The sequence below is a fragment of the Bartonella sp. A05 genome (assembly GCF_026930145.1).
In the GTDB taxonomy this organism is placed as follows: Bacteria; Pseudomonadota; Alphaproteobacteria; order Rhizobiales; family Rhizobiaceae; genus Bartonella.
In genome coordinates, this window is record NZ_JANHOJ010000001.1 from 110822 (window position 1) to 123975 (window position 13154).

The following is a 13154-nucleotide window of genomic DNA, read 5'->3' on the forward strand; positions in this document are numbered from 1 at the left end:
CACAGAAATAAAAAACTTAAAAGCCCCATCAAAGATAGGACTTTTTCAACGATTGATTGGGCAAAAGACTAAAATTTGAAAGCAACTCCAACGCGAAAATCATTAGTTTTATAAGAATATTCAGATTGTTTTTCTACATCTAATGCATTTGTTACGAATTTACTTTTACCAAAATCGGTATAGCGATATTCCGCAAGCGCAACAAGATTGTCCGTCACAGCATAAGCAACACCACCACCAAGCGTATAACCAAACAGTGTATCCGTCTTATCCAACGTGTCACCAGAAACAATTGTTTCAGCTGTTGATTCAGATCTACCCTCTCTTTCAACGAATATCGATGCCATATCTTGTATCTGCGCATAAGCAACACCACCAGAAACATAAGGCATCATACGATCGAGAGCATAACCAATACGCACGCGTGTAGCACCTGACCACTTTTCTTTTAAAGTGAGACTCTCCGTTACTTTATCACCATCTTTAAATGTTATCTCGTTGCTAAAAGAGACTTTCGTTTCCTCTAATTTGTACTTAAAATGAGGCGCATTTGCTGTAGTCAAAGTATATGGCTCTTCTTCTTTTGTATCTTTCTTGCCTGACAAAACTATATCCGTATCAGCACCCAGGATAAGATTTCCGCCAAGCTCAATATCGTAACCCGCGTATACCCCGCCTATGAAACCTGAAAGTGTACGTGAGTTAAGATTTGAATTGTTTTGCTGCTCATCACCAGACTTATTTTCTAATTCTTTTGCATCACCGAGAGACCAACCTATCTGACCACCAATATAAAAACCTGTCCACGAAAAAGCAGGAGCGATAGTATTCACTGGCTCTACTCCTGACACCACTTCTGATGATGTTACTCCTGACACTACTTCTTCTGATGTTACTTCTTGAGGAATTATAACATCTGCTGCCTGTACTGTAGATGTCGAAACCACAGCAACAACAAAAGCCACTACTAAATGTTTCATATTCATAAATCTACTCCATAGCCAATGTTTGAGATGTATAATATCGCATACCCAATGTTTAATACTACACATCTACACTTACACTCAAAAAATCTGTAGTAAAATAACACAGCCATAAAAAAAACAAAAGCCCCATCAAATATAGGGCTTTTTAGCGATTTAATTCTTCAAGCAATTAGAATTTGTAAGCAACTCCAACGCGGAGAACGTGATTCGTATAAGAATTTTCAGATTTACTTTTTATATCTAACACGGATGTCTCATGTTCCAATTTACCTGATACATCTTTTCCGAGTTTAAGCTTACCAAAACCCGTATAATCCGTGTAACGATATTCCACACGCGCGACAATATCGTTAGTCACTGCATAAGCAACACCACCACCAACAGTATAACCGACTAGTGTATCTACATCATCCCATGCAATAGCAGAATCTTTTTTTGAGGGAACAGGTGCTTCATCTTTTCCTGGATTCTTTTTCTCCAAAGACATCGATACCAATGCCTTATCTTGAATCTGCCCATAAGCAATACCACCAGCAACATAAGGCATCATACGATCAAGAGCATAACCAACAACCAATCGTGTCGCCCCACCCCAATTTTCTTTCACAGTACTACTACCACCCAAGGTTATTTTATCACCTTCTTCCAATGTTTCCCCTTTAACATCGAGTTTCAGCTCATCTAATTTTTCCTTGATGGCAGGTGCCAAAGCTAAAGAATCAACCGTTTTGGCCTCTGGTTTCCACTTTTTTGAATCTAAATCGGCAGAAAAAGTAATATCCGTATCAACACCCAAGACGAGGCTTTCGCTAAGATCAAAATTATAACCCGCATATAAACCGCTTATTAAACCTGAAATTGAATCCGAACTTTTTTTCAGCTCACCAGCAGACTTATTTTCTACCTCTTTTATATCACTGAAAGCCCAACCAATCTGACCACCAACATAAACACCTGTCCAAGAAAAATCAGGAGCAGCAAGAACCGGCTGTTCTACGGTAGCAACAACCGATCCTACTACTGATGATAGTGCCTCTGATGGTACTTCTCGTGAGGATAGCACCTCTGATGGTACTCCTTCCTGTGAGGATAGCGCCTCTGATGGTACTCCTTCTCGAAGGATAGTATCTGCCGCCTGTGCAGCAGATACCGAAATCACAGCAGCAACAGAGACCGCCATTAAATATTTCATATTCATAAATTTGCTCCATAGTAATATTTGAGATGTATAATTACCGCACACCTCCGTTCGTTTTTATGTGACACATAAAAATCTGTGGCAAAATAACAGCTATAAGCAAAACAAAAGCCCTATCAAAGATAGGACTTTTAACGCTTTAATTGCAAAAATTAGAATTTGTAAGCAACACCAACGCGGAAATCATTGGTTTTGTAAGAATATTCTTCTTCAGTTTTATTTAATATATCCTTTTGGAATTTACCTTTACCAAAACTCGAATAATCCGTGTAACGATATTCCACACGCGCAACAATATTGTCAGTCACTGCATAAGCAACACCCGCACCAAGCGTGAAACCCGCCAGTGTATTCGTCTTATCCCATGGCTTAGAAGAAGAACCGAGATCATACTCACCTTTCTCAGGTTCTGCTCCTTGCTCAGCGTCTTCTCCATCTTTCTCTAACTTTTTCTCTGCTGCCCGCACTTGCGCTGCTGCTTGCCCTGAACTTTCAATCTGCCCATAAGCAACACCCCCAGCAACATAAGGCATCATACGATCAAGAGCATAACCAACAACCACCCGTGTTGCACCAGCCCACTTTTCTTTTAGAGAGACACTGTTTTTTAGTTCTACTGAACTGCCTTCCTCAAATTTTGCGTTTCCAATTTTCTCTTTGGAGAATCCTAATTCCTCTAATTGTGCCTTTACCTCTTCTGTCTTACCAGTCTCTATCTCTTTCCTCTCTGGCGTCTCTGGGAAAGATGAACTCTTTTTGCCAGACAAAATTACATCTGTATCAACACCCAGCACAAAGTTTCTACCAAGATCAACATTGTAACCTGCATACGCCCCACCGATCAAACCTGAAAGATCCTGTGTACGATTCAAACCTGAAAGATCCTGTGTACGATCCGCACTGTTTTCCTGCTTTTCAGACTTATCTTTGACCACCTTAGCATCACCAAAAGCCCAACCAATTTGACCACCAAAATACACACCTGTCCAAGAAAAATCAGGGGCGACAACTATTGATTCTACCTCTGATGGTACTTCTGATGGTACCTTTGATGCTACTTCTTGAGGGATCATAGTGTCCGCAGCTTGTGCGACAGACATTGAGATTATAGCAGCAACAGATGCCGCTACTAAATATTTCATATTCATAAATTGCTCCATAGTTAATAGTTGAGATATACAATTATCTCATACTCATTGTTTGATACTACACATCTACGTTCAAAAAATCTGTAGTAAAAATGTCACACATATAAAAAAATAAAAGCCCTATCAGAGATAGGGCCTCTTAACGATTTAATTATGCAACCAATTAGAATTTGTAAGCAACACCAACGCGGAAATTGTTAGTCTTGTAACCCAATTCAAAGTTGTCCTTTATAAGTTTCTTTTTGCCAAAGTCTGAGTAACGATACTCCGCACGCGCAACAATATTGTCAGTCATTGCAAAAGCAACACCAGCACCAAGTGTATAACCAATCATTGTTTTTGTCTCATCAGACAAATCTCCCTGAGCAATTACATTACCTGTATCCTTATCTTGTATTGATATCGATGCAACATCTTTAAGCTGCGCATAGGCAACACCGCCAGCAATATAAGGCATAATACGATTAATACCAAAACCAATACGTGCACGCGTAGCACCAGCCCAATTTTCTTCTAAAGACAAACTATCAACTCCTTTATCACCCGCTTTAAGTTCTACATTGCCTTCAATTTTGATTCCTGCGTCTTGCAAGATTTTCTTAGCAACAGCTAAATCAGCTGGACCAAGAGTATACTTCTCTACTACTGTTGTGTCTTTCTTATCAGACCAGACCCAATCTGTATCAAACCCTAGAATAAGACCATTACCGAGATCAACATCGTAACCCGCATAAAGCCCCCCTACAAAACCTGAAAGTTTAGGCAATGAACTTTTGCGTATTGTGTCGATTAGCTTCTCACCTTCTAGGCTAGTCTTACTCGAAAAACCACCAATCTGACCACCAAAATACACACCTGTCCAAGAAAAAGTAGGTGCAACAACAACGGATGGAACAACGGATGAAATAATTGGTTCTGGTTGATGATGAACCATAATATCAGCTGCCTGTGCAGCAGAAGCTGAAACCAAAGCAAAAATAGAGGCCGTCATTAAACATTTCATATTCATAAATTTCTCCATAACATTTAAACATATTTGCCCATATAGTGCCCTTCCAATAAACATCTGTAGCAAAAATAACACAGTTACAAAAAAAATAACGGCTTCCTTCAAAGAGGAAGCCTCTTAGAGATTTACTTAACAATTTAATTGTGCAATAATGTGTCGGTTTGAGCGTTTTGCGAAATGTACTGATTTTGTAATCAAGCACCTTCTTTATGGTGCACTTCTTTTATCAAAATCTAGGAGCTTACATTTTGCATAAAATGAATAACCTCAGCCAAAAATGCAACTCAACTTTAATTTCAGTTGTCAAGTTGCCTAAAAAACTTCAATCACTCGCCTCCCCTCACTAACAGTGTGGAAACAATGCTTTGAAGCTTCCTTAGCGTTTGCTAAAAACTCATTGGACCTCGCGATAACCTTGGCCAATTTGTTCTTTTCTTAGGTCTATGATGTGGTTTCTTCTCATGTGAGTGCGTAGTATGTGGTCTCTCATGTAAGTGCGTATGTGAGGGCGTATGTGACTTACCCAAATAGTTTAACGCGCTAAACCGTGACCATAAGCCATGCCCCCTAGCAGTATAAAAAGACCTTACTTGAACAACATCCTTCAAAAAACCATCCACCTGTCCGCTTGAGCGAAGATTTACAGAAGAAACTAAGGAAACAATACTTTGCATCACTTCTTTAAGTGTCACAAAACCAGAACCCTGAGCAGAAGAAACTGAAAACAAAGCAAAAGCAGATGCTGCAAAAAAACATTTTACGTTCATAACTTAACCTCCATATTAAATATCCAAAATGTGTTTTATTGATATACTTCATTGTAACTCTCTTTTCAAGTATCTATGGTAAAAATGATAAAATGATAAAATGATAAAAAGAACAAAGGCTCCATCAACGACAGAGCCTTTTAACAATTTAATCTCACATATAAATGGGAACTTTTAAGCTATAATAACGTGGAAATTATTTGTTTTATAACCAATCTCAAACTTATTCCTGGAAAATTCTTTGATCAAAATCCGTATAATATATTACATTATGTACACAAACGAACATGATCAATTATTGCATTCAGCATTAAACCACAGATATATAGTCAACCTGTCTCTTTGTTTATTTGTCAAATGAGCAATATACTAAGTTTCACTTAATCAAAAGTGAAATAATACCTTGAAAGGGCGCATGCCCCAAAGATTATGCTATCAGCAAAACCACATTATACCTAAGTGCTTGTCTGTCCATTTCTCTAAACATCATATCTCACTTCCATATCGCCAACTGGAATCCTGACAGCATGAAGACGCTTAGGCTTTTTAGGCTTTAATGAGCGCAACAATGGCCCCATTTTTCTACTTCATCCCCTGCTTTGCCCTTTTAACTCAACGAAAATGAAGACAGACGAAGCCACAAAGCTGCATACTTATAAATGCACTGCCCTATGCAATCTTCAAATTAAAGCGCATCATTCATAAATGAATTGCACCATAAATTGCTATGAGAGCAATAGATGATGAAACCATAAATAAAGAAAAAATATCTATGATATAAACCTTCTATTCTACAGCACCAATCATTTTCCCTGTTTTCAGATGAAAAACAAACCTTCAAGCTCAGCTATGGGCAAAAATATCAACCTCCGGCCATCCCAAAAGATCAAGTTTTGCCCTCATAGGCAAAAATTGAAAACATGCCTTTGCAACATGTTCCCGCTCTTCGCGCCTTAGACGTTCTTCCAACACATCTTTTAATCGATGTAGATATAAAACATCAGATGCTGCATATTCAATTTGTGCACGCGATAAAGTTTCTGCAGCCCAATCCGATGACTGTTGCTGTTTAGAAATATTAATATTCAGCAATTCGCTACAAATTTCTTTCAATCCATGACGATCTGTATATGTGCGCGTGAGTTTTGATGCAATCTTTGTACAAAAGACAGATTCTGGCATAACACCAAATGTATGGGCTAAAATAGCAAGATCAAAACGCCCAAAATGAAATATTTTGGTGATTGCTTGATCTTCAAGCAATTTAACCAAATTGGGAGCGCTGTTTTGTCCTTTGGCAATCTGTATAATGTCAGCAGAACCATCTCCAGAAGAAAGCTGAACCACACATAAGCGATCACGGTATGGTTGCAATCCCAAAGTTTCGGTATCAACCGCAACAGCCTCGACACAATAACTGTCCAAATTCGGTAAATCACCTTGGTGCACACGAATTTCTGTCATCTATCCTCCTATTTGCTAAGGTTGCAAGAATACGCGCCCAAGAGCGCTGTCCCTTGTGAAACGATTTTAGATTATATTTTTCATTAGGAGAATGGATACGGTCATCAGCTAATGCAAATCCAACCAAAACAGTTTCCATATCAAGAATCGACTTAAAATCTCCAACAACTGGGATTGAACCACCCATAGCAGTTAATAAAGCAGGCCTTCCCCATTCCTGTGATAATGCATCCTTCGCTGCCTCAATGAAAGGAGAATCATAAGAAACCTGAATAGCTGGAGAAGCGCCATATTCCTTAAAGTCAACTGTACAGTCAGCGGGAATAAAACGACGCACATAATTGCGAAAAACTTGACGTATTTTTTCTGGGTTTTGTTTATGAACCAAACGAAAAGAAACTTTTGCACATGCTTGAGAAGCTATAACTGTTTTAAACCCCTCACCCTCATAACCACCACTAATACCATTAATTTCTGCTGTAGGACGTGCCCACACTTGTTCTAAAACACTACGTCCCTTTTCGCCAGCAGCAATGGAAAGACCAACGGGGTTGAGAAATATATCAGCATTGCAATTAAGTTCATTCCAGGCTTGCAAAACCTGTGGAGGCGTTTCTTCTACACCATCATAGAATCCAGGCAATGTTATTCGACCATTTTCATCATGAAGACCTGCCAAAATTTGAGCTAAAATACGAATGGGATTGGCTGCTGCTCCTCCAAAATAACCAGAGTGTAAATCACAATTAGCTGCCGTGATTATGATCTCTTCTCCCAAAAGCCCCCGAAGACCAATAGCTATCGACGGTGTATCCGCATCCCACATGGATGTATCGCAAACCAACGCACAATCAGCTTTAAGTTCAGAAACATTTTCTTTTAAAAAAGGAACAAGAGAAGAAGAGCCACTTTCTTCTTCACCCTCAAATAAAACAGTCACTTTAATAGGAAGTTGACCTGTCTCTTTTTTAAACGCACGGCATGCTTCAAGAAAAGTCATAAGCTGACCTTTATCATCTGAAGCACCACGGGCACAAATGACCTTTTCTCCATCCCGCTCTTTTAAAGAAGGCTCAAACGGCCCATCTTCCCATAAATTCAGTGGATCAACGGGCTGAACATCATAATGCCCATAAAACAATACGTGCAGACAATCATCGGAAGGTCCTGGATGATGTCCAACAACCATCGGATGACCAGGCGTATCGCGGCGCGAAGCTTCAAAGCCAATAGTTCTCAAATCTTCCACGATCCAATCAGCTGTTCTACGGCATGCATCCTTATAAACTGGATCTGTAGAAATGGATTCAAAACGCAAGAGAGAAAAAAGACGTTCAAGGCTCTTTTCTATATTCTCATCAATATGTGTGAGCACTTTATTTAGCATAAAAACCTCTCCATCTTCGTGCACTCCAGATACGACTTTAAGCCTGTTGTAAAATTTTGCAAGACGTCTCTCTTCATTTTTGACACTGTGGACAGTAAAAGCTTGAACGCCCAGACTGCGAAATACGTACAATCAGTGTTCCACATTGCAAGCATTCCTTGCCTTTTCGTCCATAAACCGCAAAATTGTTTTGAAAATAACCAAGAGACCCATCCGTGTGAATATAATCACGCAAAGAAGATCCACCAGAGTCTATTGCTTCAGAAATCACATCGCGTATATTTTGTGCTAAACAATCTGCTGCTTCACGTGCATGCACTTTTTTCAGTGCCAAGGTAAACGCACCACGCTGTGGGGATAGGTGGCTGCGCCAAAGTGCTTCACAAACATAAATATTCCCAAGACCTGCAACGATAGACTGATCAAGCAAAGCCGCTTTAAGAGGTGCTTTCTTATTCATAAAAGCCTTTTGTAAATAAGCACCAGAAAGCGCATTCCCCGTAGGCTCAAGACCAAGCTTCTTTAACATTGGATGCTCATAAAGCCTCGCTGCTTCCACCAAAAGCATAAATCCAAAACGACGAATATCGTTATAAATGAGACGATAAATTTTACTGTCCTTAGCTTGAATATCCATTACAAAATGATCATGCGCCACCAATTTTCCCGTAGAACAATGCTCATCTCTTAAAAAATCATTCTCTACACGCCATGATCCCGACATACCCAAATGACTTAAAATTGTTTCATTTTGAGACAGATGGAACAATAAATATTTCGCCCGCCGACCAAGCTCTATAATCGTCTTACCCACAAGACGCTCGGAAAATGCTTCCGGAAAAGGAAACCGCAAATCTTTACGATTGAGTGTAACAGATATAATTTTTGCGCCAGTCACAACCGGTTCAAGTCCGCGACGGACAGTTTCTACTTCAGGAAGTTCAGGCATACATCTTTTTAATCATTACGCATTTTCAAACAAAGTTCTGTTGCACAAATCAACGATATTAAGCCCACTCACCTTGCCGAAACACAGGAATTCTCGTGCCAGTTTGCGTAATACCATCTATGTTTATTTCACTTGATCCAATCATCCAGTCAATATGAATCACACTTTTATTGCCACCACGCGCCGCAATCTCCTCAGCAGTGAGCGATGCCCCACTCAGAAAACACTTGGAATAACACTGCCCTAAAGCAATATGACATGCAGCATTTTCATCAAATAATGTATTATAAAAAAGTAAACCACTCTTAGAAATGGGGGAAGAATGTGGAACAAGAGCGACTTCGCCTAATCGACAAGCCCCCTCATCACTTTGTAAAACCTGTTGCAAAACTTGCTGACCTGTCGACGCACATGCATCAACAATACGCCCCGCTTCGAAACGTACCTCTATATTATCAATCAATGCTCCTTGATATGAAAGTGGCTTCGTCGAACGAACACAACCTTCAACCTTATAAGCATGAGGCGTCGTGAACACTTCTTCAGTCGGGATATTAGGATTACAAATAACACCGTTTTGAGCAGTTGAAGCACCTCCATGCCATTCATGCTCATCTGCCAAACCAACTGTTAAATCAGTACCTGGTCCTGTAAAGTGCAAAGCGGAAAAACGCTGCTCATTAAGCCAAGAAGACCGTTGCTTCAAAGTTGCATTATGCTCCTTCCATGCATGCACCGGATTTTCTCCTGTAACGCGTGAAGCAGCAAAAATCGCATCAGCTAATTTCTTAATCGCTTTATTAATTGGCAAATCAGGAAACATCGCTGCAGCCCATCCCACTGTTGGATAAGCAACAATCGACCAATTCATAGCAAATTTTGATATTTGCTTAAGAGCAGGCTGATAAGCCATAGAAGTCGCCTTATTTAAACGCGCTACCTTATTCAAATCTTGATTCAAAAAAAGCAAAGGATCATCACCAACGATCGCTAAACGCGCAGCCCCATTTGCAAAAGCTTTTGCCATCCCTTCATACAGCCACGAAGGCGCACAATCAAAACTGGTAGCATGCGCACTTTCAAAACGCATAAGCGACAGTACTTCATCACTCAAAAGTGGTGTAATAACACCAGCACCAGCTTTATAGGCATAATAAGCAATACGCCGGACTAAGGGTAAAGCCATCACCGGAGCAGTGAGAACAAGATCCTGCCCTTCTTGTAAATTCAGCCCTACTTTTATTGTTACTTCTGCAAGACGATCAAGCATTTCAGGCGAAATCGCCTCATGGATATCAAAAGACATGACCAATACCCTTCTTTGGCTATCAAAATATTACTGATTTTTATGCCGTGCCTCTAACATCGCAACAACTGCATTTAACTGATCCGGCAAAGGTGTAGCATACGCCACAATTGCTTTGGGTTCCTTTGTCATATTCATACGATCAGGTGCACGTGTAGGAATGGGAATCCTATCAAGTTGTGCAACAACAAAAGGTGTCGCGTTCGTTTTGTTCATCTGAGCAACTTCTATTGAATACGCATTTTGTATTTCCCCTGCCTTGGTTTCTCTACTTCCTACATCTGAATCTATAAAATTCGATCCATTGCTAGCATGTTCCTGAGCATATGCTACAACAACTGTGGTTTCCTGCATCATATCTATACGGTCAGGTGCACGTGTGGGAATGGGAACCTTATCAAGTCGCGCAATAACAAAAGGAGCAGCATTCATCTGCTTCATTTGTGCTATTTCTGTTAAAATTGGCGCATTTTGGTTTCCCTCTGCTTTTGTTCCCTCACTTTCTAAGTCTGAATCCATAAAATTCGGCACATTGCCAGAACGTTCTTGGGCAAAAGCAAAAGCAACATCATAAGGACGGTTATTCGCAGGAATCTGGCGTAAACCATCACGCCCCCGTTTCTCATAAAAAGCATTACCCCCAGCAACACGAACATAATGCATATTCTTATAAGGGAAAGATAAACCTGCAGTATGAAAAAACATAGCGTCTTTAACTTTTTTATCCCGCTCGCCGCGTAAAACAGCATCAGCGGCCTCTTTAACACGTTCAACAGATGCTGGTTCTGTCATAGGGCGCGTTAAAACACCCGGAGCAAACTGTTTGCGCTGACCAACAACACCACAAATTGTCTTTGGATAAGCAGTGGAATTAACACGGTTCATAACAACCGTTCCTACTGCAATCATTCCCTCACGACTTGAACGACTGGATTCAAAATACATAGCACGCATAAGGCATTGGCGCTCCGTCAATGGATATTCCACTGCTTTTGCTTTCTGATGATCTTCAGCCTTCTTACTACCCAAATGATTCGAGAAGCAACCCGCAATAACCAATTGAGCTACAAAAAAGCTCACAAAAACAATCCCCCGAGTTTTTTCCATCCTATGCAATGCGTTCCTATGTCTTTTCAGCATGAGAAATTCAAATGAAATTTGATTACAAATCATGTATGCATAAAAAAGAATAAAAAAGTCTTAATTAAAATACTGTTTGCATTTAATCGATATTGCTAGACATAATTGTTTAATATCAACATTCATACATTTCGATCACCAATAGAGTATTGCACCCCAAATATTGGGAAACGTTGTGTATGAAAAACAATACATCTTAGCGAATGAACAAAAAACCGTTGTCGAAGCAAAATGCAGTAAACCTCAATCTGTTTTCTTCCCATCTATTCCAACTTCATATGTAAGATCATCACGGGGGCGATCAGAAGACATATGATAACCTGTTACAATATAGTGCAACGTTTCAGCAATATTGGTAACATGATCACCAATCCGTTCGATATTCTTTGCACAAAAAAGTAAATGCGTACAAACTGTAATATTCCGCATATCTTCCATCATATAAGTCAAAAGCTCACGAAAAAGAGAGGTATACAGCGTATCAATTTCATCATCACGTTCGCGTACCGCCTCAATGCTATCCAATGATCGACTAACATGAGCATCTAATACTTCCTGTAACTGATTGAGCGCCAAAGCTGCAATTGTTTCAAGGCCACGATAACAGGCTGTATGTTGACGCGTTTCTGAAATAGCAACAGTCCGCTTAGCAATATTTTTTGCCATATCTCCAATCCGCTCAAGATCAGAAGAAATGCGAATGGCACCAACAATTTCACGCAGATCAACAGCCATCGGTTGACGTTTGCAGATAATGGTAATCGCTTTTTCATTAATATCGCGTTCTGCTTTATCCAAAAATAAATCATCAGCAATAACCATAGCTGCAAGCTGAAGGTCATCATGAACAATTGATGCCACAGAACGTTCAATCATCTTTGCCGCGTAACCACCCATTTCCGTAATCTTTGCTGCCAAATATTTCAGCTCTGCATCATAAGAACGGACCGTATGGTTCGTAGACATATCCTATACTCCTCACTTTACTTAAAAAACACTCTGTTTACTTAGCCAAAACGTCCTGTAATGTAATCTTGCGTACGTTGCTCTTTTGGTGAGGTGAACATCATTTCAGTTTCACCAACTTCTACCAAATGTCCCATATGAAACATAGCTGTATATTGAGAAACACGTGCAGCTTGTTGCATCGAATGTGTCACAATAGCAATTGTATAATTTTGTCGTAACGCATCGATAAGCTCTTCAATACGCGCTGTTGCAATCGGATCAAGAGCCGAACAGGGCTCATCCATCAAAATAACTTCAGGACTAACCGCAATAGCACGTGCAATACACAAGCGTTGTTGCTGCCCTCCTGACAAACTCGTTCCTGCTTCATGAAGGCGATCTTTAACTTCTTCAAATAACCCCGCCTGTATTAAACTCTTTTCAACCACATCACGTAATTCGGCACGCGACTTGACCAAACCGTGAATACGTGGTCCATAAGCGATATTCTCAAAAATAGACTTTGGAAAGGGATTTGGTTTTTGAAAAACCATACCAACACGCGCACGTAACTCTACAACATCAATCCGCGAGTCATAAATATTATCCTCATCTAAGGTAATAAGACCTGTTATTTGAGCACCTTCAATTGTATCATTCATACGGTTAAAACAACGCAAAAAAGTTGACTTTCCGCAACCTGAAGGGCCAATCAATGCAGTAACTTTATGTTCAGGGATATCAAGAGTAATGCCGTGAAGTACTTCCTTGCTTCCATAAGAAACCCTAACATCTTGACCACGCATTTTGATCTTCATTGCAGACTTAGCCTCCCTTTTTTGACGCAAAAAC

At 40.0% G+C, this 13154-nt stretch carries 11 protein-coding genes and 1 pseudogene; all 12 read right to left on the reverse strand.

Annotation, left to right across the window (positions count from 1 at the left end):
• Window positions 1-68: 68 nt before the first annotated feature.
• Window positions 69-986 (reverse strand): outer membrane protein, encoded by a 918-nt coding sequence (locus NPX98_RS00405; protein WP_269021978.1) that lies wholly within the window; start codon window positions 984-986, stop codon window positions 69-71.
• 169 nt (window positions 987-1155) lie between these two features.
• Window positions 1156-2184, reverse strand: a complete 1029-nt coding sequence (locus NPX98_RS00410; protein WP_269021979.1) for an outer membrane protein — start codon at window positions 2182-2184, stop codon at window positions 1156-1158.
• A 152-nt stretch (window positions 2185-2336) separates the two neighbouring features.
• Complete coding sequence (locus NPX98_RS00415; protein ID WP_269021980.1) at window positions 2337-3332, reverse strand: outer membrane protein; 996 nt, start codon at window positions 3330-3332, stop codon at window positions 2337-2339.
• A gap of 163 nt (window positions 3333-3495) precedes the next feature.
• Window positions 3496-4341, reverse strand: a complete 846-nt coding sequence (locus NPX98_RS00420; RefSeq protein WP_269021981.1) for an outer membrane protein — start codon at window positions 4339-4341, stop codon at window positions 3496-3498.
• Window positions 4342-4727: 386 nt separating this feature from the next.
• Window positions 4728-5108: a hypothetical protein gene (locus NPX98_RS00425; RefSeq protein WP_269021982.1), complete on the reverse strand. Its 381-nt coding sequence runs from the start codon at window positions 5106-5108 to the stop codon at window positions 4728-4730.
• An 843-nt stretch (window positions 5109-5951) separates the two neighbouring features.
• The gene (locus NPX98_RS00430) at window positions 5952-6572 is read right to left on the reverse strand and encodes a ribonuclease D (protein ID WP_269021983.1); all 621 of its coding nucleotides are present in this window, start codon (window positions 6570-6572) and stop codon (window positions 5952-5954) included.
• Window positions 6544-7959 (reverse strand): M20/M25/M40 family metallo-hydrolase, encoded by a 1416-nt coding sequence (locus tag NPX98_RS00435; protein ID WP_269022411.1) that lies wholly within the window; start codon window positions 7957-7959, stop codon window positions 6544-6546. The genes NPX98_RS00430 and NPX98_RS00435 overlap by 29 nt, the downstream gene beginning before the upstream one ends.
• 73 nt (window positions 7960-8032) lie before the next feature.
• Window positions 8033-8908, reverse strand: coding sequence for a bifunctional DNA-formamidopyrimidine glycosylase/DNA-(apurinic or apyrimidinic site) lyase (gene mutM / locus NPX98_RS00440; protein WP_269021984.1), 876 nt, complete (start codon window positions 8906-8908; stop codon window positions 8033-8035).
• Window positions 8909-8966: 58 nt separating this feature from the next.
• Window positions 8967-10214 carry an aminopeptidase gene (locus NPX98_RS00445; protein ID WP_269021986.1) on the reverse strand — a complete coding sequence of 416 codons (1248 nt, stop codon included), beginning with the start codon at window positions 10212-10214 and terminating at the stop codon, window positions 8967-8969.
• A gap of 324 nt (window positions 10215-10538) precedes the next feature.
• Window positions 10539-11321 (reverse strand): annotated as a pseudogene (locus NPX98_RS00450) (cell wall hydrolase); the annotation flags it as partial.
• Between the two features lie 276 nt (window positions 11322-11597).
• Window positions 11598-12320, reverse strand: a complete 723-nt coding sequence (gene phoU / locus NPX98_RS00455) for a phosphate signaling complex protein PhoU (protein ID WP_269021987.1) — start codon at window positions 12318-12320, stop codon at window positions 11598-11600.
• Window positions 12321-12361: 41 nt separating this feature from the next.
• Window positions 12362-13120, reverse strand: a complete 759-nt coding sequence (pstB, locus tag NPX98_RS00460) for a phosphate ABC transporter ATP-binding protein PstB (protein ID WP_269021988.1) — start codon at window positions 13118-13120, stop codon at window positions 12362-12364.
• Between the last annotated feature and the right edge of the window lie 34 nt (window positions 13121-13154).